This is a genomic window from Geothrix sp. 21YS21S-2, from assembly GCF_030846775.1.
Lineage (GTDB): Bacteria > Acidobacteriota > Holophagae > Holophagales > Holophagaceae > Mesoterricola.
In genome coordinates this window covers 3,287,738-3,311,630 of the sequence record NZ_CP132910.1, presented here as the reverse complement: position 1 = coordinate 3,311,630, position 23,893 = coordinate 3,287,738, and the positions used below count along the sequence as shown (strand labels likewise).

The 23,893-nt window shown below is 67.0% G+C and carries 21 protein-coding genes; 9 read left to right on the top strand and 12 right to left on the bottom strand.

Annotated elements, in window-relative coordinates; translation table 11 throughout:
* The 5 genes from RAH40_RS14530 to rpmH all read right to left on the bottom strand — a co-directional run bounded on the left by RAH40_RS14530 (position 1) and on the right by rpmH (position 3,911).
* Positions 1-1,305 (bottom strand): tRNA modification GTPase, encoded by a 1,305-nt coding sequence (locus RAH40_RS14530; RefSeq protein WP_306598278.1) that lies wholly within the window; start codon positions 1,303-1,305, stop codon positions 1-3.
* Positions 1,306-1,321: 16 nt separating this feature from the next.
* The gene (locus RAH40_RS14525) at positions 1,322-1,786 is read right to left on the bottom strand and encodes a R3H domain-containing nucleic acid-binding protein (protein WP_306598277.1); all 465 of its coding nucleotides are present in this window, start codon (positions 1,784-1,786) and stop codon (positions 1,322-1,324) included.
* A 12-nt stretch (positions 1,787-1,798) separates the two neighbouring features.
* Complete coding sequence (gene yidC, locus RAH40_RS14520; protein WP_306598276.1) at positions 1,799-3,406, bottom strand: membrane protein insertase YidC; 1,608 nt, start codon at positions 3,404-3,406, stop codon at positions 1,799-1,801.
* Entirely contained in the window at positions 3,403-3,714 is a 312-nt protein-coding gene (locus RAH40_RS14515) for a ribonuclease P protein component (protein ID WP_306598275.1), read from the bottom strand. Before RAH40_RS14515 ends, yidC begins: the two co-directional genes overlap by 4 nt.
* A 62-nt stretch (positions 3,715-3,776) precedes the next feature.
* The gene (gene rpmH / locus RAH40_RS14510) at positions 3,777-3,911 is read right to left on the bottom strand and encodes a 50S ribosomal protein L34 (RefSeq protein WP_005035876.1); all 135 of its coding nucleotides are present in this window, start codon (positions 3,909-3,911) and stop codon (positions 3,777-3,779) included.
* Between the two features lie 221 nt (positions 3,912-4,132).
* On the opposite strand from rpmH, the gene dnaA reads away from it, so the two are divergent.
* The 5 genes from dnaA (at position 4,133) to RAH40_RS14485 (ending at position 12,349) form a co-directional block, all read left to right on the top strand.
* Positions 4,133-5,512 carry a chromosomal replication initiator protein DnaA gene (gene dnaA / locus RAH40_RS14505; protein WP_306598274.1) on the top strand — a complete coding sequence of 460 codons (1,380 nt, stop codon included), beginning with the start codon at positions 4,133-4,135 and terminating at the stop codon, positions 5,510-5,512.
* A gap of 225 nt (positions 5,513-5,737) precedes the next feature.
* Positions 5,738-6,865 (top strand): DNA polymerase III subunit beta, encoded by a 1,128-nt coding sequence (gene dnaN, locus RAH40_RS14500; protein ID WP_306598273.1) that lies wholly within the window; start codon positions 5,738-5,740, stop codon positions 6,863-6,865.
* 35 nt (positions 6,866-6,900) lie between these two features.
* Complete coding sequence (gyrB, locus tag RAH40_RS14495) at positions 6,901-9,408, top strand: DNA topoisomerase (ATP-hydrolyzing) subunit B (protein WP_306598272.1); 2,508 nt, start codon at positions 6,901-6,903, stop codon at positions 9,406-9,408.
* A gap of 61 nt (positions 9,409-9,469) precedes the next feature.
* Complete coding sequence (gyrA, locus tag RAH40_RS14490) at positions 9,470-12,082, top strand: DNA gyrase subunit A (RefSeq protein WP_306598271.1); 2,613 nt, start codon at positions 9,470-9,472, stop codon at positions 12,080-12,082.
* Positions 12,083-12,217: 135 nt separating this feature from the next.
* Positions 12,218-12,349 (top strand): hypothetical protein, encoded by a 132-nt coding sequence (locus RAH40_RS14485; RefSeq protein ID WP_306598270.1) that lies wholly within the window; start codon positions 12,218-12,220, stop codon positions 12,347-12,349.
* 4 nt (positions 12,350-12,353) lie between these two features.
* On the opposite strand, the gene RAH40_RS14480 is transcribed toward RAH40_RS14485, so the two are convergent.
* The 4 genes from RAH40_RS14480 to glyA all read right to left on the bottom strand — a co-directional run bounded on the left by RAH40_RS14480 (position 12,354) and on the right by glyA (position 16,663).
* Entirely contained in the window at positions 12,354-14,453 is a 2,100-nt protein-coding gene (locus RAH40_RS14480; RefSeq protein ID WP_306598269.1) for a tetratricopeptide repeat-containing diguanylate cyclase, read from the bottom strand.
* A gap of 23 nt (positions 14,454-14,476) precedes the next feature.
* A complete protein-coding gene (locus RAH40_RS14475; protein WP_306598268.1) occupies positions 14,477-14,914 on the bottom strand; it encodes a gamma-glutamylcyclotransferase in 438 nt (145 codons plus the stop codon).
* Positions 14,915-15,013: 99 nt separating this feature from the next.
* Entirely contained in the window at positions 15,014-15,400 is a 387-nt protein-coding gene (locus RAH40_RS14470) for a response regulator (RefSeq protein WP_306598267.1), read from the bottom strand.
* Between the two features lie 18 nt (positions 15,401-15,418).
* On the bottom strand, positions 15,419-16,663 hold the full coding sequence (glyA, locus tag RAH40_RS14465; protein WP_306598266.1) for a serine hydroxymethyltransferase: 1,245 nt from the start codon (positions 16,661-16,663) through the stop codon (positions 15,419-15,421).
* Between the two features lie 98 nt (positions 16,664-16,761).
* Here glyA and purB point away from each other — a divergent pair, with 98 nt between their 5' ends.
* Genes purB through RAH40_RS14450 form a run of 3 tightly spaced genes read left to right on the top strand, consistent with a single transcriptional unit; the run spans position 16,762 to position 19,683 of the window.
* The gene (gene purB / locus RAH40_RS14460) at positions 16,762-18,213 is read left to right on the top strand and encodes an adenylosuccinate lyase (protein ID WP_306598265.1); all 1,452 of its coding nucleotides are present in this window, start codon (positions 16,762-16,764) and stop codon (positions 18,211-18,213) included.
* 11 nt (positions 18,214-18,224) lie between these two features.
* Positions 18,225-19,040 (top strand): hypothetical protein, encoded by an 816-nt coding sequence (locus RAH40_RS14455; RefSeq protein WP_306598264.1) that lies wholly within the window; start codon positions 18,225-18,227, stop codon positions 19,038-19,040.
* Between the two features lie 4 nt (positions 19,041-19,044).
* Positions 19,045-19,683 (top strand): 4Fe-4S dicluster domain-containing protein, encoded by a 639-nt coding sequence (locus tag RAH40_RS14450; RefSeq protein ID WP_306598263.1) that lies wholly within the window; start codon positions 19,045-19,047, stop codon positions 19,681-19,683.
* Positions 19,684-19,699: 16 nt separating this feature from the next.
* On the opposite strand, the gene RAH40_RS14445 is transcribed toward RAH40_RS14450, so the two are convergent.
* Positions 19,700-21,169 carry a menaquinone biosynthesis decarboxylase gene (locus RAH40_RS14445; protein WP_306598262.1) on the bottom strand — a complete coding sequence of 490 codons (1,470 nt, stop codon included), beginning with the start codon at positions 21,167-21,169 and terminating at the stop codon, positions 19,700-19,702.
* 88 nt (positions 21,170-21,257) lie between these two features.
* On the opposite strand from RAH40_RS14445, the gene RAH40_RS14440 reads away from it, so the two are divergent.
* Positions 21,258-21,800, top strand: a complete 543-nt coding sequence (locus RAH40_RS14440; protein WP_306598261.1) for a glutathione peroxidase — start codon at positions 21,258-21,260, stop codon at positions 21,798-21,800.
* Here RAH40_RS14440 and RAH40_RS14435 read toward each other — a convergent pair.
* Complete coding sequence (locus RAH40_RS14435) at positions 21,793-23,085, bottom strand: thymidine phosphorylase (RefSeq protein ID WP_306598260.1); 1,293 nt, start codon at positions 23,083-23,085, stop codon at positions 21,793-21,795. The genes RAH40_RS14440 and RAH40_RS14435 overlap by 8 nt on opposite strands.
* Before the next feature lie 66 nt (positions 23,086-23,151).
* Positions 23,152-23,829: a hypothetical protein gene (locus tag RAH40_RS14430; protein ID WP_306598258.1), complete on the bottom strand. Its 678-nt coding sequence runs from the start codon at positions 23,827-23,829 to the stop codon at positions 23,152-23,154.
* Between the last annotated feature and the right edge of the window lie 64 nt (positions 23,830-23,893).

Below are 23,893 nucleotides of genomic sequence, written 5' to 3'. Positions count from 1 at the left end.
TCACTTCCCCAGGCAGAACCCTGAGAACAGCTGATCCAGGGAGGTCTCCGCCCGGTCCTCCCCGGTGAGCCGCGCCAGGAGGCCCCAGGCGCCTTGGAGCAGGGACGCGGCCAGCTCGGGGGGCGAGGCGGGTCCCAGCTGGCCCAGGAGGTCCATCTGCACCACCAGGTCATCGAGGATCCCGCGTTGCCGGGCCGTATCCAGCGCGCCCAGGCACGCGTCCGGCGCCAGGGCCCCCAGGAACCTCCGGCGGAGCGCCTCCGCCAGGGGTTCCAGGTCGCCCGCGGCCGCGGAGACGCAGGGATCTCCGCAGGGGTTTCCCCCCAGGTCCGACTGGTTGCGCACCGTGAGCACCTTGGCCCGGAAGGGCTCCAGCCGCTCCAGGATATCCGGGTCCGGTGCGGCGTCCGGCAGGGGCACCAGATGGAGGATCAGGTCCACCTGCTCCAGCACCTCCCGAACCCGGGCCACCCCCAGGCGCTCCACCGGGTCCTCGGCATGGCGCAGCCCCGCCGTGTCGAAAAGGTAGAGCGGGAGGCCCGCCCACTGGGCCCGCACCTCCAGCACGTCCCGGGTCGTGCCGGGAAGATCCGTCACGATGGCCCGGTCCTGGCCGGACATGGCGTTGAAAAGGGTGCTCTTCCCGGCGTTGGGCCGGCCCACCAGCGCGATCCGGATACCGTCCCGGAGCCACTTCGCCCCCGCCGCCCTGCCCTGTTCCACGTGGAACAGGGCGGCGGCCGGGGCCAGGGCGGCCTGCATGGCCTCCACATCCAGGCCGATGCCCTCGTCCTCCCCATAGTCCACGCTGGCCTCGGCCCGGGCCATCCAGGGGGCCAGGGCCGCCCTGGCCCCGGCGACCCAGGCCGGCACGCCGCCGCTCCGGGCCTGGGCCTGACGCAGCTGGGTGTCCGTGGCCGCGGCCACCAGATCCCGGAGGGCCTCCACCTCCAGGAGCGACTGCTTGCCGTTGAGCAGGGCCCGCCGGCTGAATTCGCCGGGCTCCGCCATGCGGATGCCCATCCCCCCCAGATGCTCCAGGAAGCGCCGCACCAGGAGAGGGTTGCCGTGCAGCTGGAATTCAACCAGGTCCTCGCCCGTGTAGCTTCCGGGCCCCGGAAAGTGGAGCACCAGGCAGCGCTCCCGGTAGCCGTCCCAGACAAGGGTCCGCAGGCCGGCCTGCCGGGCGGCAGGCAGGGTCACCAGGGGCCTTAGGCGATCAGCCAGCCCGGAACCCGAAACCCGCACCACGGCGATGGCCGAGGGCAGGAGCGGGGTCGCCGGGGCGCAGATGGGGTCGAGCATGCTGACCCCCGGGGGTCTAGACCCGGGATACCTTCAGGGCCTTGAAGGTGCCGGTGCCTTCGCTCTCCGTGGTGAAGCCGGGCTGCCGGCTGAGCACCAGGTGCACCCAGCGGCGCTCCCGGGGGCTCAGGGAGGCGAAGGTGTAGCTGCCCAGGGTCTTGGCCCGCTCGGCAGCCATTGCGGCCATGGCCACCACTTCCTTCATGCGGAAGAGGCGGAAGGACTGGACGTCCAGGTAGGCCTGCCGGTTCTCCTCCCGCTCCCCCTGGGCCTCGTGCACCAGGAACTGGAGGGCGTCCAGGCCGAGGCCCTTGTTGGCGGCAAGCCAATGGGCGTCCGGGCCATCCAGCACGATCCGGTTGGGGAAGAGCGTCTCGTCCCCGGAGGGGCCGGGCTCGGCGGTGACCTTCAGGCCCAGGTGGCCGCACAACTGGGCGACGCGTTCGGGAACCTGTTCAAGGGGCAAAGCGGCCTTGCGCATGTTTCCTCCGGATCAGACCACCACAGGCTGGGGTTTGTAGGACCGCATGACCAGCCAGGTCTGCAGGATGCCAATGAGGTTGAACATCAGGTAGTAGAGGCAGAGGCCCGAGGGGGTGGAGGCGAAGAAGAAGGTGAACATGACGGGCATCATGACCATCATCATCTTGCGCTGGGTGGGGTCGCCCACGGAAGGGGTCATGGCCTGCTGGACGATCATGGAGACGCCCATGAGGATGGGCAGGACGTAGAAGGGGTCCTGGGCGGAGAGGTCCTTGAGCCAGAACGCGAAGGGCGCGTGCCGCAGCTCGTAGACGGCGTTCAGCATGGACCAGAGGGCGAAGAACACGGGCATCTGGAGCACCATGGGCAGGCAGCCGCCCATGGGGTTGTGGCCGTTCTTCTTGTAGAAGGCCATCAGCTCCTTCTGCATCTCGGCCTTCTTGGCCATGTCGTTGCCGAACTTCTCGTACTTGGACTGGAGGGCCTTCTGGTGGGGCTCCAGCTCCTTCATGCGGATCATCTGGACGGTGGTCTTGGTGTTCAGGGGCCACAGGGCGCCGCGGATGACCAGGGTCAGCAGGACGATCGACCAGCCCCAGTTGGGCACCACCTGGTGGATGCCGCGCAGGATGAGGAAGAGCAGCTGGGCCACGAGGCCGAAGAAGCCGAAGTCCAGGATCTTCTGGAAGATCTTGCCGTCGGCGGGACGGCCCGGGGCGTGGAAGGCGCCCAGCTCCTCGGCCTGCTTGGGGCCCAGGTAGAGGCGGGCCGAGGCGTTGCCGGAAGCGTCGGGAAGGAGGTTGTAGCCCTGGGCCGCATCGCGCACGGTGGTCGCCGAAGCGTCCCAGATGGCGGCGAAATACCAGGCCCGCTGGCCCTTGGAGCTCAGGTCCACGCCGGCGTCCATGCCCAGCTTGGAGGAGGCGGGGGGAAGGACCTTGCGCTTGGCGCCCACGAAGCTGAAGAAGGGATCCTTCATCATGTCGGTCCAGGCGACGTCGTTGACGCCCTTGGCGTCAAGGGTGAACACCCGGCCCAAGCTGTGCACATTCAATAGATTGGAGGGCATGGGAAGGAGGTTCAGGCCGGCGCCCCGGGGGCTTGACCAGCGCATCTCGACCACATGTCCCTTGTCGGGCACCAGGTAGGTGAGCCTGTCCCCCTGGGTGGAAGTGAAGACGACATTCCGTCCGCCTTCCACGGAAGTCACCACGGGTTCGCCTTCGAAGCGGGTCTGGAAGGCGCTGCCCAGTCCGGGGAAGTCCAGGGAGACCTCATGGCCGTCCTTGTCCTTGCGGGCCTCGGGGAGGAAGGGGGTGCCGTCCTTCCATTCGACCTGCACGAGGGCGCCGTCCTGCTTGCGCCAGGTGAGACCGAGGGCGGAGGTCTTGAGGGTGAACCGGGCCTGGGGATCCACGGCGCCCGCAGCCGGAATGGCAGCTGTGGCGGCCGAAGGGACGGGCATCGCCGGAGCGGCGGGAGCCGGGTTGGCCGTCTGGGCCATCTTCACCACCGGGGGCACCGGCTTCGGAGGATAGAACTTGTTCATGGCGTAGTTGTAGCCCACCAGCATGAGGATGCTGGCGACAACGAAGATCACCATATTCCGGTTGTTCATCGGGATTCCCAACGGCTCAGGGCCAGACGGATCTGGCCGACGATTTCCAGGTACGAGAATGGGCAGCCCTTCTTGGCGCTGCGTGCGGGACGGACCCACACCACGCCGAGGCTGCCTCCTAAGGAAGGTTGTTCACGAAGCACGTGCAGGAAAGCCATCCGGACCCTGCGCCTGAACCGGTTCCTCTGCACGGCGCGCCCCTGCTTGCGGGACGCGTTGACGAGGAGCATGGGCTCGACGCCTACGGCCGTGCGCCACACCCGGACGTCCAAAGCCTGCTCCTTGCCCAGCAGCGGGCGGGGAACCACTTCGGGGACCGCGTGATCCTGGCGCCGCACGACCCGATAGGTCCCGGCCACCCTCATGGCACTTAGAGTGCGAGGACGTGCCGGCCCTTGGCGCGCCGGCGCTTGAGCACCAGACGGCCGTTCTTGGTCTTCATGCGGGAGAGGAAGCCGTGCGTCTTGGCGCGGCGACGGTTGTTGGGCTGAAAGGTCCGCTTCATGATCCACCTCATGGCCCCATCCGGAGGGAAAGGGCGAACCTTTGAGGCTACCAGCAGGTCTTCGATCTCTCAACCCCAAAGAGAGGTCCCAACCTCCGGTTCCAGGTGATAAAGTAGTTCTCCCGAATCCAGACCGGAGTTCCGGGACCAACCCGACGCCAGGCCCGCAGCGGTTTTCCGCTTCGGGCAGCGCGGGTTCACCATCGAAAAAAGGGCCTCCCATGCAAACGAACGATTCACACGCTCTCTGGGAAACCCTTCGCAAAGGCCTGGCCACCCATCTCCCCGAGCGCACCTTCCATGACTGGATCGAGCCGTGCAAGGCCGTCAACTTCGACGGCACGACCCTCCTGATCCAGGTGCCGTCGCCCTCCGCGCGGATCTGGATCGAGCAGCAGCTTGCCGAGGAGTTCCACGACGTCCTCGTCCAGTGCGACCTGGCCAACCTCCGCCTGGCCTTCATGGTCGCGGGCGACGCCAAGGCCCCGGTCCAGCCCGCCAAGGGCAAGGGCGCGCACCCCGCCGTCCAGGAGACCCCCCTGGACTCGCCCTTCCCCCAGGGCTTCCACCGCTACACCCTCGACCGTTTCGTGGTGGGCCCCAGCAGCCAGCTGGCCTTCGCCGCCGCCAACGCCGTGGTCGAGAGCCACGGCAAGCCCAATTCAACCCTCAACATGAACCCCCTCTTCATCTATGGAGGCTCCGGGCTGGGCAAGACCCACCTGATGATCGGCATCGGCAAGGGCATCCTCGCCAAGGCGCCCAACCTCCGGGTGGCCTACCTCAAGGTGGACAACTTCTTCAACGAGCTCACCATCGCCATCCGGGCCAAGAACACCGAGCCCATGCGCAAGAAATACCAGCAGAACGACCTGCTGCTCCTGGACGACGTGCAGACCCTGGGCAAGATGGAGCGCACCCAGGAGGAGATCTTCTACATCCTCGAATACCTCCTCCAGTACGGCAAACAGATCGTCATCACCTCCGACAAGCCGCCCCAGCGGCTCGAGGGCCTCCACGACCGCCTCATCACGCGCTGCAAATGGGGCCTCACGGCCGATATCCAGCCCCCCGACTTCGAGACCCGGGTGGCGATCCTGCGCAAGAAGCTCGACGACGAGGTCTTCAAGGACCTTCCCGAGGTGCCCGAGGACGTCATCACCTTCATCGCCCACAAGGCCAAGGGCAGCGTGCGCGACCTGGAGGGCCTGCTCACCCGCGTGGTGTTCCAGAGCAGCTTCCTCGGCGTCTCCCCCAGCCTTGGGGTGGCCCAGGAGGCCTTCCTGGGGCAGACGGGCTCCGAGGCCACCGCCTCCATCTCCATGGAGCGCATCTGCCGGATGACCGCGGAGACCTTCAACATCTCCTTCAGCGACCTCATGAAGAAGAAGACCCGCCAGCAGGTCATCCTCCTGCCCCGCCAGGTGGCCATGTACCTGTCGCGCGAACTCACCGCCGCCTCCTTCACCGAAATCGGCAACAGTTTCAACGGCATGCACCATTCCACGGTCATGAACGCCCTGGACTCGGTGAAGAACCGCATGCAGAAGGATGCCGATTTCCACAAGCTGGTGCACTCCCTGCTCAACAGCATCCAATGATATTAAAGATCTTAAGTTACGTTTCCACACTCCGGGCCCGACCCCCCTGTGGATCCGCTGCGGAGAAGGCCCGCCCAGGGTGATCCCCTTCCGGGCTCGGGCCCGCAATCCGCATCACCGCCTCCGAGACCCACACCTGCCCAGAGGCGTCCTTTCCAGATACACTAAGGGTTTGACTGTCATTTCCGCAGGTTGGCCCGCCACTCAGCATAATCAGGGTGAATCATGAACTTTCAAGTACAGGTTTCCAAGGAACGTCTTGATAAGACGCTCGGGATACTCAAGCACGCGCTGGAACGCCGGGTGACGCTGCCCATCCTCCAGCACGTCCTGGTGGAAGTTCAGGACCACGAGATGACACTGAAGGCCACCGACATGGAACTGGCCTTCGAGGCCGTCATCCCCGTCGAGGGGCGCGGCAACCGGACCGTCGCCATCCCCGGCAAGAAGTTCGTGGAGACCGTGAGGGTCTACCCCGACGGCCTGCTCACCCTGGAGTGGCCCGATACCGGCAACCGCATCTGGCTGCGCGCCAAGGGCTTCAACTCGGAGCACAACATCCAGCCCGGCGAAGGCTTCCCGGAGCTGCCCAAGCCCGAGGCCGGCCTTCCCAGCGTCGTCGTGCCTTCCGCCCTGTTCCGCAAGGCGATCAACCTCGGTTCGATCTCCGTGAGCAAGGACGCCACCAAGCCCGCGCTTTCGGGCGTGCTCCTGCACATGGGCCGCAAGTTCATCCGCGTCGTCTCGACGGACGGGTTCCGCCTGGCGGTGGTGGAAGTCCCCATGGAGACGGGCCTCGAGGCCGACGCCCGCATCATCGTCCCCCGGCGCGCCCTGGACCTCCTGCCCTCGAGCCTGGGCGACGACGGACACCTCACCCTCTCCTGGGACGAGCGCAGCCTCTTCATGGACCAGCCCGGCCTCAAGTTCTCCACCCGGCGGGTCACGGGCAACTACCCCGCCTACGAGAAGGTCCTGCCCTCCGAACTGCCCCGCAAGGTCATCGTCGACCGGGAGGACTTCCTCAAGACGCTGCGGGTCGTCGGCCTGAAGAAGGACGACTACAACAAGAACGTGCGGCTTTTCTTCGAATTCCCGAACCTGCGCGTCTTCTTCCAGCATCCCGACGAAGGCGTCAACCAGGGCACCATCAGCTTCACCGGGGAGGAGAACCCCCTGGAGCTGGCCTTCAACATCGACTACCTCACCGAGCTCCTCGAGCGCATCCCCGGCGAGGAGGTCGTCTACCAGTTCAAGGACGATGTGGGACAGGGCATCTTCATGTCCCCCAGCATCGAGGATATGAGCTTCAGGTACATCCTGATGCCCGTTAAGTTCGCGAATCCCAGCTAGCCAACACCCCCTGAAACCAGGAAAAGCGAGTATTGATGACCGAAGAAGTTAGCAAGGCCAAACAGCAGGAAACGGAACCCACCTACACCGCCGACAACATCACCGTGCTGCGCGATCTGGAAGCCGTCCGGAAGCGCCCCGGCATGTACATCGGTGACACGGACGACGGCAGCGGCCTCCACCAGATGGTCTACGAGGTGGTGGACAACGCCGTGGACGAGGCCCTTGCGGGCTACTGCACCCGGGTGGACGTCTACATCCACGACGACGGCAGCTGCTCGGTGGAGGACAACGGCCGGGGCATCCCCACCGACCTCCACAAGGAGGAGAACCGGTCCGCGGCGGAAGTGATCATGACCGTCCTCCACGCCGGCGGAAAGTTCGACGACAACTCCTACAAGATCTCCGGCGGCCTCCACGGCGTCGGCGTCTCCTGCGTCAATGCCCTTTCCCGGCGCCTGTGGCTCACCATATGGCGCGACGGGAAGGAGCACGCCATGACCTTCACCCAGGGCAAGGCCGACGCCCCCCTGGCCCTCCTGGGGCCCACCACGCGCCGGGGCACCCGGGTGCGCTTCAAGCCCGACGAGGAGATCTTCCACCTCAAGCTCGACTTCTCCTTCGAGATCCTCAGCCAGCGCCTGCGGGAACTGAGCTACCTCAACAAGGGCGTCCACATCCGCATCACCGACGAGCGCAGCGGGGAGCATCACGACTTCTTCAACGCCGGCGGCATCGACGCCTTCGTGGAGCACCTGAACCGGAACAAGGCCGTCCTGCACAAGCCCCCCATCCATATCGAGGACACCAAGTCCGACATCGCGGTGGAAGTGAGCCTCCAGTGGAACGACACCTACCAGGAGACGCTCTACTGTTTCACCAACAACATCCGCAACCGCGACGGCGGCGCGCACCTCGAGGGGTTCCGCGCGGCAATGACTCGCGTTATCAATACTTACGCTGAGAAGAACAACCTGCTCAAGTCCGCCAAGGTCACGCTCTCGGGCGAGGACGTCCGGGAAGGGCTGACGGCGGTCATCTCGGCCAAGGTGCCCGATCCCAAGTTCAGCAGCCAGACCAAGGACAAGCTGGTCTCCAGTGAAGTGAAGGGCATCGTCCAGACCATCGTCTACGACCGCCTCACCAGCTTCTTCGAGGAGAACCCGAGGGAGGCCAAGGCCATCCTGGAAAAGGCCATCGAGGCGGCACGCGCCCGGGAGGCGGCCCGCAAGGCCCGCGAGCTCACCCGGCGCAAGGGCACGCTGGACAGCGCCGGGTTACCCGGCAAGCTGGCGGACTGCCAGGAGAAGGACCCGGCCCAGTCGGAGATCTTCCTGGTGGAGGGTGATTCGGCCGGCGGTTCGGCCAAGCAGGGTCGCGAACGGCGCACCCAGGCCATCCTCCCGCTCAAGGGCAAGGTCCTCAATGTCGAAAAGGCGCGGTTCGACCGGATCCTGGGCTCCAACGAGCTGCGGATCCTCATCCAGGCCCTCGGGACCGGCATCGGCGCCGAGGATTTCAAGGTGGAGAACCTCCGCTACCACAAGATCGTGCTCATGACCGACGCCGACGTGGACGGGGCCCACATCCGGACCCTGCTGCTGACCTTCTTCTACCGCCAGATGCCCGAGCTGGTGCTCCGCGGCCACCTGTACATCGCCCAGCCGCCGCTCTACAAGGTCAAGAAGGGCAAGCAGGAGCGGTATCTCAAGGACGAGCGGGCCCTCGAGGAGTACCTCTTCAACAAGGCCCTGGACGGCTGGGTCCTGACCCTGCCCGACGGCAGCGAGCACCAGGGGCCCGCCCTGGTCCGCGAAATGAAGAAGTGGGGCGAAGTCAAACACTTGTATGAAAAGCTGGACCGGCGCGGCTACGCCCGGCCCCTGGTGGACGCCCTCCTGGAGGACGGCCTGCTGGACGAGGCCCGCTTCGGGTCGGACGAGGATCTGGGGCAGCTCATGGTCCGGCTCCTGGCCAAGAAGCTCGGCGAATGCGAACTCGAGACCATCCCCGCCGAGGTGGTGGACGGGGTCACCATCCCCGCCGTGCACCGCCTGCGCCTGACCCGCATGCACCTCTCCCGGCCCATCACCCTGTGGATCGATGAACAGGTCTCCCACTGGGGCGAGTTCCGCCGGCTGAAGGCCCTCCACACGGACCTGGCCACCTTCCAGGGGGGCGGCCTCAAGCTCCGCCGGAGCAATGCGCCCGCCGCCCCGGTGGAAGGCGAGGAACCCGAGGCGGGCATCACGACCAAATCCAAGGAACTCAGTTTCGCCAACGCCGAGGAGATGCTCGTCATGATCCTCGAGGAAGGCAAGCGGGGGCTCGGCATCCAGCGCTACAAGGGGCTGGGCGAGATGAACCCCGAGCAGCTGTGGGAGACGACCATGGATCCTACGCGGCGCACGCTGCTGCAGGTCCAGGTGGACGACGCGGTGGAGGCCGACGAGATCTTCACGATCCTCATGGGCGACACCGTGGAGCCCCGCAGGCGGTTCATCGAGAACAACGCCCTGCTGGCCGAGAACATCGACGTCTAAGTTCCCCTTGAAAACCTTGCCTTTTTCGCACCTGTTCCACGTGGAACGAATGGAAGCCTGAATGACCCAGAACCAGCGAATCGAGCCCATCGAGATAGAAAAGGAAATGCGGAAGTCCTACCTGGATTACGCCATGAGCGTGATCGTGGGCCGGGCCCTCCCCGACGTGCGCGACGGCCTCAAGCCCGTGCACCGGCGCGTCCTGTACGCCATGAAGGAAGGCGGCAACGACTGGAACCGCGCCTACAAGAAGTCCGCCCGCACGGTGGGCGACGTGATGGGCAAGTACCATCCCCACGGGGACTCGGCCATCTACGACACCCTGGTGCGCATGGCCCAGCCCTTCTCCATGCGGCACGTGCTGGTGGACGGCCAGGGCAACTTCGGCTCCATCGACGGCGACAGCGCGGCCGCCATGCGCTACACCGAGGCCCGCCTCTCCCGGCTGGCCAACGAGATGATGTCGGACCTGGAACAGGACACCGTGGATTGGGGTCCCAACTACGACGACAGCATGGAGGAGCCCCTCAGCCTCCCCACCCGGTTCCCCAACCTGCTGGTGAACGGCAGCCAGGGCATCGCCGTGGGCATGGCCACCAGCATCCCGCCCCACAACCTGCGGGAGTGCTGCAACGCCCTCATCGCCCTCGTGGACGACCCCACCCTGGGCCTGGATGGCATCATGCAGTTCATCAAGGGCCCCGACTTCCCCGGGGGCGGCCTGATGCTGGGCACGGAGGGCGTCCTGGACGCCTACCGCACCGGGCGCGGGCGCTGCATCGTGCGGGCCAAGTCCCACGTCGAGCAGATCAAGCGCGCCGGCGACCGTGAACAGCTGGTCTTCACCGAGCTGCCCTACCAGGTGAACAAGGCCACCCTCCTGGAGAAGATCGCCGAACTGGTGCACGAGAAGAAGATCGACGGCATCAGCGACCTCCGGGACGAGAGCGACCGGGAAGGCATCCGCATGGTGGTGGAGCTCAAGAAGGGCGAGGCCAGCGACATCGTCCTCAACCAGCTCTACCAGCAGACCCCCCTGCAGAACTCCTTCCCCATCACCATGCTGTGCATCGTCAACGGCCAGCCCCGCATTCTCACCATCCGGGAAGTGCTCAAGGAGTTCATCGGGTTCCGCCGCGAGGTGGTCACCCGGCGGACCCTCTTCCAGCTGCGCAAGGCCGAGGAGCGGCACCACATCGTCATGGGCCTGCAGATCGCCCTGGACCACCTGGACGCGGTCATCAAGCTCATCCGCGCCGCCGCCTCCCCCGAGGAGGCCAAGCAGGGCCTCATGGACGGCGCCTTCGCCACCGCAGCGGCCATCAAGAAGAACCCTGGCCTCCAGCTTTCCGAACGCCAGGCCCAGGCCATCCTGGACATGCGCCTCCAGCGCCTCACCGGCCTGGAGCGGGAGAAGATCCTCGAGGAGCTTCGCGAGCTCGAACAGACCATCGCCGCCCTGAAAGCCATCCTGAACGACGACACCCTCCTCATGCAGGTCATCCGCGAGGAGTTCAAGAACGTCGCCGACCAGTTCGGCGACGACCGGCGCACCGAGATCTCGGCCTTCTCCGGCAACATCCGCATGGAGGACGTGGTTCCCGACGAGGAGATGGTCGTCACCATGTCCAAGGCGGGCTACATCAAGCGCACGGCCCTGGCCGCCTACCGGCGCCAGAAGCGGGGCGGCAAGGGCAAGCTGGGCATGAAGACCAAGGACGAGGATTTCGTCGAGCGGCTCTTCCTCACCAAGGCCCACGACACCCTCCTGGTGTACACGGACCGCGGCTACGCCTACGCCCTGAAAGTCTACGACCTGCCCGAGGCCGCCGCCTCCACCCGCGGCAAGCACATCAAGAACCTCATCTCCCTCAAGGACGACGAGAAGGTCGTGACCCTCATGGCCCTGCGGGAATTCCCGGAGGACAACCACCTCATCTTCGCCACCGCCGACGGCACCGTGAAGAAGACGAGCCTGAGCGCCTACGCCAACATCCGGTCCAACGGCCTCATCGCGCTCAACATCGAGGAGGGCAACAGCCTCGTGTCGGTGCGGGTCTCCAACGGCAGCCAGCAGATCCTGCTGATCAGCGCCCTGGGCAAGGCCATCCGCTTCCCCGAGGAGGACGTCCGCGCCATGGGCCGCACCGCCACCGGCGTCCGGGGCATGCGCCTGGGCACGGGCGACGCCATCGTGGACATGGAAGTCACGGATGCCCTGCCTGACCTGCCGGAAGGCGAGGTTCCCGACGAGAGCACCGCCAGCCATGGCATGCTCCTGACCGTCACCGAGAAGGGCTTCGGCAAGCGCAGCCTCCTGCAGGACTACCGGCTCCAGGGCCGGGGCGGGACGGGCGTGATCAACATCCGGGCGGGCGTCCGCAACGGCAAGGTGGTGGGTTCGGTCCTGGTGAAGGAGGGTGAAGGCTGCCTCCTCATCTCCCAGGAGGGCATGGTCATCCGGTTCAGCATCGACGGGGTGCGAAAGACCGGCCGCGCCGCCATGGGCGTCAAGCTCCTCACGCTTCCTTCCGATGCCGACCGCGTGGTTGGCCTGGCGAAGATCGATGCCAGCGCCCAGGCCCTGGACGACGAGGATGAGGGCGTGGAAGGCGAAAGCGGCCAGCCGGGCCCCGACGAGACCGGGGAACCCCAGAAGCTTGGCCTGGACTAGCAGGTCGGTCTGAACGCGGCGCGGGACGATCCTGGGGATCGTTCCGCGCCGCCGGTGCGTATGGCGCAAAATTCACGGCGAAAAAGGCCGGGCCGACCCATCCTTGGAGTGCAACCAGCGGGAAAGGAGGCTCCCGTGCACTTCCACCCGTCCTTCCACCCCTTCCAGAAGCATCCCGTGATCCCGGCCGCCTACGTCGCGAACCTCGTGCTGATCCTTCTGGGCATCCTGGTGGCCCTCGCCCTGGGCCCCCTGCGCATGGACTAGGCTTCTAGGAGGCCCAGGTGATCGCCTGGTCCTGGTGGCTTTCGGCCATGAGCACGCCCTTGGCCACGAGACCGGAGACATTGGGGTAGCCGGCCATGATCTCCTGCAGGGATTCGGGCGCGTCCACGGCCTCGTGCACGCCGACCCAGGTGTTGCGTCCCATGGATTTGGCCGCGTAGAGGCACTGGTCGGCCACCTCGGCCACCTTCTCCCAGGCCACCTTGGCGGGTTCCCGGCGGAAGAAGGGGTAGGAGGCGTATCCGATGGAGCAGGTCTTGTGGAGGTACCCGCCGTTGCCCAGGTCGAAGTTGAAGGCCTCCACCCGGGACCGGATGCGTTCGGCAACCAGGTGGGCGTCCGCCCTCGAGGTGTGCTTGGCCACCACGAAGAACTCCTCGCCACCCCAGCGAACCACCGTGTCCGAGTCCCGCATGGTCTGGGAGAGGATGCCGGCGAACTGCTTGAGGACATTGTCCCCGGCCACGTGGCCATGCTCATCGTTGACGGCCTTGAAATGGTCGATGTCGATCATGAGGAAGACCACGTCGATATTGGCCATCATCCGGTCCTTGCCGTTGCTGGCCTTGCCGAGCCTCTGCAGCCGGTTGACCTGGGCCAGGTCCTCGGCGATGCGGGTGGTGAGGTAGCGGCGGTTGGCAAGGGAGGTCAGGGGATCCCGGAGGCTCATGTCCGCCAAGGCTTTGTTCGCGGACTCCAGGCGGCGCCGGCTCAGCACCAGCACGCCGGCGATTCCGAAGCCCAGGGCTCCCAGGGCGATCCACAGGAGGCGAAGGCGGGCCTGATTGCGGCGGTCCCGCTGGAGCGCCTGGATCTGGAGCTGCTGCTTGTCGCTTTCGAAGGCCGCACTGGCGTCGGCGATGTGCTTCTGGTCCTGGGACGCCTTGAGGGAGTCGGCCAGATTCTTGAATTCGACCTCGGTCTCATAGGCTCGCCGGTAGTCCCCGGCGAAAGCAAACTCCTCGGCAAGGTTGCCGGTGATCTCGGCGGAGTCGTTGATGGCCCCGGACGCCCGGAAATGGGCGAGGCCCTCCTGGATGGCCTTGAGCCCTTCGGCGCTGCTGCCCAGGCGATTGAGCGCGATGCCCCGGTTCACCTGGCATACGGCGATGGACCCTGGATCCTGGGCGGCGACTGCCAGCTTCATGGCCTCGTCGGCAAACTTCAGCGTCTTGCGATAGTCCTTCTTGCCCAAGTACACATCCGCCATGTTCACGGAGATGAGGAGCTGGGTGGCCGAGTCGCTGACCTGGCCGGCCAGTTCCGAAGCCGTGCGCATCTCGGCAAGTTGGCGGTCGGAGTCCCCCATGGAGCCGTAGGCGTTGGCGAGGGACAGATGGAAGGGGGCCTGCAGCCGGACATCACCCAGGGACTCCGCCTCGGCGATGGCAGCCCGGTGGGAAGCCACGGCCTCGTCGAAACGGCGCATGTAGACATAGAGGTAGCCCATGCGATCGAGGATCCGCGCCCTGCCTGCCCGGTCGTTAATGTCCTCGCTTGTCCGCTGGGCCTTCTGGAGGATCCGGATGGCCTCCGAAAGCCGGCCCAGGTTCCTGAGCGTGGTGGAGAGGTTCCGGTAGGCGCGCGCCAGGAGGCGGCCCATCTCCTGATCCCGGGGCGAGTTCGCACGGTAGGCCTCCAGGGCGGGGAGGAGGGCCTCGGCCGCGGCCTTGGATTCGGCGAGATGCTCCTGGGCCAGGAGCAGATTGGCGGCTTCCACCTCCAGCGTGAAATGGTCGCGTTGGTTGCCTGTTCGCCTCACGAGAACCCGGGAGCGCTCCACCGACGCGGCGGCTTTCTTCAATTCCTTGAGGACGATGGCGTCCCGGATCTGGCTCAGGAGGAACCAGGTCTCGGCCTCCGGATCCGGGTCCCGGGAAAGCAGGGCCAGGGCCTCTTCCTCCGCGGCCAGGGAGACCGAAGGGTGCGCGCGGTTGTCGGACTCAACCTTATTCTTTAGGTCAGTTATCTTACGTGAAGCCGGCGTGCCTTCCTGGGCGGCCAGGGGGGGGCCGGGAAGGACACAGACAAGGCCCGGAAGAAAGAGACTTCCAAGGACCGCGGACCTGAAATGCCGTGGATGCATAGATTCAATAATACTTGGAACCCTCAATCCCCAAGATATTCTTTCCAGTCCCCGGTGGTCAGCTCGACCCCTTCCCGTTCGAGGCGGGGCAGGCGGTCGGGAGGAAATACATAGACCCAGGCCCCATAGCGGTGCCCCGAGTCCAGCACCACGGGGAGCACGATGCGCTCGAAAAGACCGCCTTCCACATCCTCCAGCTGGTCCAGGTCATCGAGCGCGTTCGCCAGGGCCGCTTCGTCCTCGTAGCCTGCGAAGGCTCCCGCCACCCAGCCCGGGCCGGGCGGGGCCAGGGGCGGTTCCTCCAGGGGCACAACGGCCGGAAAGCCCGTGGCGGGGAGGTGGAAGAGCCTCCCCGGAACGTGGGCCCCGGTAAGGCCTTCGGGGTTCGTGCGCATCAGCCAGGCGTGGTTCCGGCCTCCCTCCCGGAGGGAGCCGTAGACGAAGATCCCATCGGCCTCCATCAGGAGCCGTGCCGAAATAGCATGAACACCTCGACCTCACCCGTACGGCTCCCTGGACCCATGAGGGGCGGACGGTCCGTGGCATCTGCGCCCATTGGCCTAGCCCTCCGCGGCGAGGAGCCGGCGGACCTGTTCCAGAAGGTCCTTGCTGCGGTAGGGCTTGGCGAGAAAGGCCGTGGTGGGGGTGGCGCGGGTCAGCTCCGGCCGGGTGTCGGGGGAGAAGCCGCTGCTGATGAGGATCCGGGTCTTCGGGGCGGCCTGGAGGATCCGGTCCATCACCTGGAAGCCGTGGAGGCGGGGCATGACCAGGTCCAGGATGACCAGATCGAAGCCTCCGGGCGATTCCAGGAACAGATCCAGGCCCGCCTGCCCATCCACCGCCTCGGACACGGTGTACCCCGAGTTCTCCAGGATCTCGCGCGCCATTTCCCTAATGAGTGGCTCGTCATCCACAACCAGGATCCGGCCTTTGGAAGGGCAAGACATGCAAGGTTCCCCTGAAGGCTATTCGGGAATGGGGAAAAGGCCGGTCTGTTCGAAGACTTCCTGACGGATCCGGGCCGTGGAGCCCTCTTCCGCCCGGAAGCGCAGGGCCATGTCGATCCAGCCGGCGATGCGTTCCATTTCAGGTTCCTTCATGCCCCGGGTCGTGACCGCCGGCGAGCCGATGCGGATGCCCGAGGGCTTGAGGGGGGGATTGGGGTCGAAGGGGATGCCGTTCTTGTTCACGGTGATGCCGGCCTTGTCCAGGGTCTGTTCGGCCTCGTTGCCCAGGATGCCCTGCTGGAAGACGTCCACCAGCATGAGGTGGTTGTCGGTGCCTCCGGAGACCACGCGCCAGCCCCGGGACATGAGGGACTTGGCGAGGGCCGCGGCGTTGCGCACGACCTGTTCCTGGTAGACCTTGAACTCGGGCTTGAGGGCCTCGCCCAGGGCCACGGCCTTGGCCGCCACCACGTGCATGAGGGGGCCGCCCTGCACGCCGGGGAAGAGGGCGCGGTCCAGGTCCTTGGCGAAGCGTTCCTTGCAGAGGACGAGGCCGCCGCGGGGGCCGCGCAGGGTCTTGTGGGTGGTGGTGGTGACGAAGTCGGCGAAGGGGACGGGGCTGGGGTGGTGCCCGGTGGCCACGAGGCCGGCGATGTGGGCCATATCGACCATCATCAGCGCGCCCACTTCATCCGCGATGGCGCGGAAGGCGGGGAAGTCGAAGGTGCGGGAGTAGGCGGAGGCCCCGACCACGATGAGCTTGGGCTTGTGCTCCAGGGCAAGGCGGCGGACCTCGTCCATGTCGACCTTCTCGGTCTCCCGGTCCACGTGGTAGCCGACGAACTTGTAGAGGATGCCGGAGCTGTTCAGGGGGTGGCCGTGGGTGAGGTGGCCGCCGTGGGCCAGGTCCAGGCCCAGCACGGTGTCGCCCGGCTTCAGGACGGAGAAGTACACCGCCATGTTGGCCTGGGCGCCGCTGTGGGGCTGCACGTTGGCGTGCTCGGCCCCGAAGAGCTGCTTGGCGCGGGTGCGGGCGAGCTCCTCGACGGTGTCGACGTTGACGCAGCCGCCGTAGTACCTGCGGCCGGGATAGCCCTCGGCGTACTTGTTGGTGAAGTGGCTGCCCATGGCCTGCATGACCGGCCGGGAAGCGTAGTTCTCGGAGGCGATGAGCTCCAGATGATGGCGCTGGCGCTGGACTTCAAGCTCCAGGGCCTGGAAGATGGCAGGGTCCGCAACGCGCAGGGCCTCGTACATGGGCATGGCAACACCTCATAGGTTTCCGACAGAAATCTTCTCACAAGAAGGGCATAAAAGCGCGTTCCCGTCCGATCTGCCAAAATGAAAGGGAAAGGTGGCCCATGCCCATTCTGCCCCCCAGCGATGCCAGCGAACTGGAAAGCTTCGAACACCCCCTCGCGTCCCGGTACGCCTCCAAGGCCATGGTGCGGCTGCTTTCGCCCCTGTACCGCATGCGCGTGTGGCGCCGCCTGTGGATCGCCCTCGCTGAGAGCGAGGCGGAGCTGGGGCTCCCCGTGACGCAGGCCCAGATCGCGGAGATGCGGGCCACCCAGGACGCGGTGGACCTGGATGCGGTCGCCCGTTTCGAAGCGTCGCTCCGGCACGATGTGATGGCAGCCATCCACGCCTGGGGCGAGCAGGCGCCCGCAGCCCGGCCCATCATCCACCTGGGGGCCACCAGCTGCTTCGTCACGGACAATGGCGACCTGCTCATCGCCCAGGAGGCCTTGCGCCTGATCCGGCGGCGCCTGCAGGACGTCATCGCGTGCCTGCGGGACTTCGCGGCGACCTGGCAGGACCAGGCCTGCCTCGGCTTCACGCACTTCCAACCGGCCCAGCCAACGACCGTGGGCAAGCGCGCCACGCTGTGGATCCAGGACCTGCTCCTGGATCTGGAGGATCTGGATCACGTGCTGCGCACCACGCCGGTGCGGGGCCTCAAGGGCGTCACCGGCACCCAGGCCAGCTTCCTGGAGCTCTTCGACGGCGACGGGGCCAAGGTGGAGGCCCTGGAGGCGAGGTTCTGCGAGAAGGTGGGCTGCGGATCCATCCCCGTTTCCGGCCAGACCGCCACCCGCAAGCTGGAGGACCGCATCGGGCAGGTGCTCTGCGGCATCGCGGCCTCGGCCTCCAAGTTCGGCTGCGACCTGCGGCTCCTTCAGCACCTGAAGGAGGTGGAGGAGCCTTTCGAGAAGAGCCAGATCGGTTCCAGCGCCATGCCCTACAAGCGCAATCCCATGCGCAGCGAGCGCATCGTGAGCCTGGCGCGCTTCGTCACCGGGCTCATGCCCAGTTCGTACCAGACCACCTCCACCCAGTGGATGGAGCGCACCCTGGACGACTCCGCCCACCGGCGACTCACCCTCAGCCAGGGGCTCCTGGCCGTGGACGCCATCCTGGTGCTGCTGCGCAACGTGGCCACCGGCCTGGTGGTCTACCCCCGCATGATCGAGGCCCGGCTGCAGTCGGAACTGCCGTTCATGGCGGCGGAGCTCCTCCTCATGGAAGGGGTGAAGCGGGGCGGCGACCGGCAGGACCTCCATGAGCGCTTCCGGGTGGCTTCCATGGAAGCCGGCAGGCGCATCAAGGAGGAAGGGCAGCCCAATACGCTTCTCCGGTTGCTGGCGGAGGATCCTGCGTGGAACATGAATGAATCGGAACTGACGGGCCTCCTGGATGCCCGCCGTTTCACGGGCCGCGCCGGGGAGCAGGTGCGCGCCTTCCTGGCCCGGGACGTGGCCGCCGCCCTGGCGGATCACATGCCCGCCGATGCCGCTTCCGTACGTGTCTAGAAAGGTCTTTCATGCTTAAGATTGCCGTTGTCGGCGCCGGCGCCCTCCTGGGGCGGGAGCTGGTGGATACCCTCGAGGCGAGGGACTGTTCGGTGCTGCCGCTCTCCCATGGGCCCACCACCGTCGAGGAGGAACTGGGAGACGTCGTCATCTTCGCGCCCAGTCCCGCCCTCCTGGAGGAGATCGAGCTCGTCATCCTCGCGGAGACGCCCCTGCCGGAGATCCTGGAAGGCTTCAAGGGCCGCATCCTGGATCTGCGTCCGGATGCGGAGGCGTCCCTGGAGCCCATGCCCCTGAACGGGCCCTGGCCCAAGGGGAAGCTCGCCCTGCGCAACCGCCCGGCGGTGGAGCAGGTGCTGGCCACCCTCCCCCGGCTGGTGGGCGGCATCGGCGAGGTGGGGGGCACCCACCTGCGGTCCGTGGCCTTCCAGGGCGACAGGGGCCTGGACGGTCTCCTGGAGCAGACCATGGCCGTGCTCAAGGGGGAGGATCCCAGCATCGAGAAGCTGGGCTACCGCGCCGCCTTCGAAGTGATCCCGCAGTTCCCCCGGGGGCGGTTCGTGGAGGTGCGGGTGCCGGCCTTCCACGGCGATCTCCTGGTGCTGCACCTGACGGCCGCTCCCGGCGGCGCGCTCACGCAGCTGGAGGCGCCCCAGGGCGTCACCTGGTCGGACCACCCGCCTTCCTCCCGGGAAGTGTCCATCACGCCCGAGCTCCTGGCCCACCTGAGCCTTTCGGACGAGGGGCGCGCGGGCGTGCTCACCCTGGGCTTCGACCCCATCCTGTGGGGGACGCTCATGCCCGTGCTGCGTCTCCTCGAGCTCTAGGACCATGGCCAAGCACCTGGACGAACCGCATGACCGGGGGGACTTCTTCAAGTCCCTGGGCACCCTCATGGCCGGCTTCGTGGCCATGCGGGTGGAGGATGCCGTGACGGGGGCCGGGCCCTCCCTGCTGCGTCCCCCGGGGGCCCTGGACGAGTTCGATTTCCTGCTGGCCTGCACCCGGTGCGACAAGTGCATCGAGGCCTGCCCGCAGGATTCCATCCTGAAGGCCGGGCCCCAGACGGCCCTGGCCACGGGGACCCCCTACATCCTCACCCGCAACATGCCGTGCTTCCTGTGCACCTCCCTGCCCTGCATCACCGCCTGCCCCGAGGGTGCCCTGGTTTGGCCCAAGCGGAAGGTGGGCGACCAGGTCCTGGAGGGCCCCCCGGCCGTGAAGATGGGCACCGCCCGGGTCAAGCCGCGCCTGTGCCTGACCTACGAGCGCGAAGGGGAGGCGAGCCAGCCCTGCACCACCTGCGTGGACCGCTGCCCCTACCCGGGGGTGGCCATCCGCATGGGGGAGGCCAAGGAGGGCGCCCTGCCCCACCCTGAGGTCGTACCGGACTTCTGCACGGGGTGCGGACTCTGCTCCTTCGGGTGCCCCACCCCCGAACCCGCCATCGTGGTGGACGCCCGGGAGTGATGTTCCACGTGGAACGCTAGGAGACTCCGTACTCGGACCAGCGCCGGGCGATCCGTTCCAGGATCGCGTCCGGGAACACCAGGTCCCGGGGCCACTCCCGTTGGAAGTTGTCCAGCTTCAGGCTCTTGCGGGTGGCGTCGACGCCCACCTTGCTGCCGAAGGCGAAGCGGTCGCTGCTGTGGTCCAGCACGTCCAGGGGGCCGTCCGTGAAGAGCAGGTCCCGGCGGGGGTCCACGTTGCTGGTGATGCGGAAGAGGACCTCGTTGGCGTCATGGGGGTCGATGTCGGCATCGACCACCACGATGCCCTTGGTGAACATCATCTGGCCCGTGCCCCAGATGGCGTTCATGACCTTCTGGGCGTGGCCGGGATACTCCTTGCGGATGGCCACGATGGCCAGGTTGTGGAAGCCGCCGGCGGGGGGCAGGTGCATGTCCACCACTTCGGGGAGCACCATCTTCAGCAAAGGTAGGAAGATGCGTTCCGTCGCAAAGCCCAGGTAGGCGTCCTCCTGGGGGGGGCGGCCCACGATGGTGGCCGGGTACACGGGGTTCTTGCGGTGGGTGATGGCTTCCACGTGCAGCACGGGGTAGTCGTCGGCCAGCGAGTAGTAGCCGGTGTGGTCCCCGAAGGGGCCTTCGCGGCGAAGCTCGGCGGGATCGACCCAGCCCTCGATGACGATCTCGGAGTCCGCGGGCACCTCCATGTCGTTGGAGACGCAGCGCACCATCTCCACGCCCTCGCCCCGCAGGAAGCCGGTGAACATGATCTCCGAGAGGAAGGGCGGCAGGGGCGCGGTGGCCGCGTAGGACAGGGCGGGATCGCCGCCCAGGCTCACGGCCACGGGCATGCGCTCCCCGGGGGCGTAGCCGTGGCGCGCGCGGGCGCCGTCATGGTGGAGCTGGGTGTGGAAGCCCAGGGTGTGGTCGTCGTAGACCTGGAGGCGGTACATGCCCATGTTGCGCAGGCCGCTCTTGTGGCGGGTGTGGCTCAGGCCGAGGGTGATGAAGGGGCCGCCGTCCTCGGGCCAGGTGGTGAGCACCGGGAGCCGCGAAAGGCGGGCCTCCTCGCCGCGCCACACGACCTCCTGGCAGGCTGCCTTGCGCACGGTCTTGGGCATCCAGGCGCCCACCTCGGCCAGCACCGGGAGCTTGGCGAGCTTGTCCAGGAAGCTCGCGCCGGGCTTGGGCATGGCTTCCTGGATGAGCTTCTCGATGCGCGCGGCCACGGCGTCCAGGCCCCTGGGGTCCCCGTCCACGCCCAGGGCCATCTCCATTCGGCGCAGGCTGCCGAAGACGTTCATGGCCACGGGCATGGTGGCGCCCTTGATGTTCTCGAAGAGGAGCCCCTTCCCGCCTCCGGGGCTCTTGCTGACCCGGTCCGCGATGGCGCCGGCCTCCAGGTGGGGGTCGACTTCGGCGTGGATCCGCGCGAGTTCGCCGCGCGCGTCCAGCCGGGTCAGGAAGCTCTGGAAGTCCAGGGACATGATGCACCTCATCCACCAGTTTCCACGGAAACGGCGGAAGGCGGTAACGCGGGAGGGGCCGGGGGCGTCACATAGGGGTGGAGAACCCATGCACAAGCTTGCGGCACCCCTGATCTGCGTGGCCTTGGCGGCCGGCGCCCCCTCCCAAGGAAAGGCACCCATGTCCCTCTTCGAGTACACCGTCGCCGGCCTGGACGGCAAACCCATGGATCTCGCGGCCCTCAAGGGCAAGGTGGTGCTGGCCGTGAACGTCGCCAGCGAGTGCGGCTTCACGCCCCAGTACGCGGGCCTGGAGAAGCTCCACGAAGCCTACCGGTCCCGGGGCTTCACCGTCGTGGGCTTTCCCTGCAACCAGTTCGGAGGCCAGGAACCGGGGAGCGCGGAGGCCATCCAGGCCTTCTGCACCACGAAGTTCCACGTCACCTTCCCCATGGCGGCGAAGGTGGAGGTGAAGGGGGCCGGGAAGGCGCCCGTGTACGCGTTCCTGACCGAGGGCTTCGGGGAGCCCAAGTGGAATTTCCACAAGTACCTGGTGGGGAAGGACGGAAAGGTGCTCAAGGCCTTCCCCAGCCAGGTGGAGCCGGACAGCCCGGAACTGAAGGCGGCGGTGGAAGCGGCTCTAGCTAAATAGTTTCCAAAAGCCAGGGGGCCTTGGCCACGGGCGCGGCCTGGATGTCGATCCAGCCGGCGGGCAGCGGGTTCCCGGTCTTGCCGTTGTGGTGAAGGGTGAGGATCTTCATGCCCTTCTCGACCTTGTCGCCCACGTTGGCGTGCACCTCGATGCCGATCCCCAGATCCAGCACGTCGTCCTTGGAGGAGCGCCCGCCGCCCATCTCCATGGCCTTGATGCCCAGGCTGCGGCTGTCCATGGCGTGGATGTAGCCGGTGGTCTCGGCCAGGATGTCCACGCTGTGGGCGGCGCCGGGCAGGAGGCTGAAGTCGTCCAGGGCCTTGGGGTTCCCGCCGTTGGCGGCGACCCACGTGCGGTAGGTGGCCATGGCCCGGCCGGATGCGATGCTGTCGGCCACGAGGGCCTCGGCCGCGGCGAGGTCGGCGGCGGCACCGCCCAGGATCAGCATCTCGGCGGCGAGGCGGAAGCTCATCTTCGCCAGGTCGGACCCGGCGTGCATCCCCTTGAGGATCTCCACGGACTCGATCACCTCCATGGCGTTGCCGATGGCGCGGCCCAGGGGTTCCTCCATGCGGGTGATGAGGGCCTTGATCTTCATGCCGTGGGCCTGGCCGACGGCGACCATGCTCTGGGCCAGGGTGCGGGCGTCGTCCAGCGTCTTCATGAAGGCGCCGCCGCCGCACTTCACGTCCAGCACCAGGGCGTCGGAGCCGCCGGCGAGCTTCTTGGACATGATGCTGGCGGTGATGAGGGGAATGGACTCCACGGTGGCGGTGACGTCGCGCAGGGCGTAGAGCTTGCGGTCCGCGGGGGTGATGTCGCCGGTCTGGGCGCTGTTGGCGAAGCCCGTGTCGCGCAGGCTCTGCCGGAACTCGTCCTGGCTCAGCTCCACCTTGAGGCCGGGGATGGCCGCGTACTTGTCCACGGTGCCGCCGGTGTGGCCCAGGCCGCGGCCGCTGAACATGGCGCAGGGAATGCCGCAGGAGGCCACGATGGGGCCGAGGATCAAGGTCGTCTTGTCGCCCACGCCGCCGGTGGAGTGCTTGTCCACCTTCACGCCGGGCACCGAGGCGAGGTTCACCTTGTCGCCGGAGTCCCGCATGCCCAGGGTGAGGGCGAGGGTCTCCTCCACGTCCATGCCGCGCCAGCAGATGGCCATGAGGAGGGCCGCGCTCTGCTCGTCGGGCACGGTGCCGCGGGCGGCGCCTTCCACCCAATAGGCGATCTGCTCGGGGCTGAGCTTCCCGCCGGTCTTCTTCGTGTAGATGAGATCGTACATTCTCATGGCTGGTACCTCCGCGCGGGGACCGGGACCCGGTCCGCCGGGCCCCCTCCCCCGATTCGAATGGGCCTAGACGCCCTGGAGCATGCGCTCCACGGCGGGGTCGGCCTGGGTCTTGAAACGGGCCTTGTAGTCCGCGAAATCCTTGAGGGCCTGGGTGCGGTCGCCCTTGAGACGGTCCGCGTCCAGGAGGGTCGTCCAGAAAACGGGCGCCCAGGACTGGTCAGGATCGGCGTCCTTCCGGAGCGCGCCCAGGGTGGCCAGGGCTTCGGCGCCCTGCCCCATGGCGACCTGTTTCTGGGCCAGGCGCAGCTTGCCCCAGGCGTCCCCGGCCACGGCCGGGATTTCGCCCTTGCCATCCAGCTGGAGCTTCCAGGACGCCAGGATGCCCTCGGTGGTGGCCTTCTCGGAGCCCGGGGCATTGCGCGCCAGGGCCTCCAGCTGCGGCAGCTTCTCCCGCATGCGCTTCTCGACCTCGGCCGCGGGGACCGGCTCCGTGCTGTCGCCCGAGACCTCGAGCTGGAGATTGGCCAGCTCGCTCTCGTGCCGCTCGATGCCCGCCGCGCGCCAGTACCTGAACCCGAACACCACGACCCCGAGGCCAAGCACGACGCCCGCCGTGATGAGCATGGGCCTGAGCAGGCCGGTCTGGATGTCCTCGCCCGACGCGACCTTCTTCTGGAAGGCCTGCAGGCTCTGGGCCGGCTTCTGGACCTGGATGACCTTGTTTTTGCTATTGGCAGCCATGGAAGACACTCCGAACATTCAAGCATGCCCGACCAGCGCAGGTTTCGCACTTGAAAACTCGGGG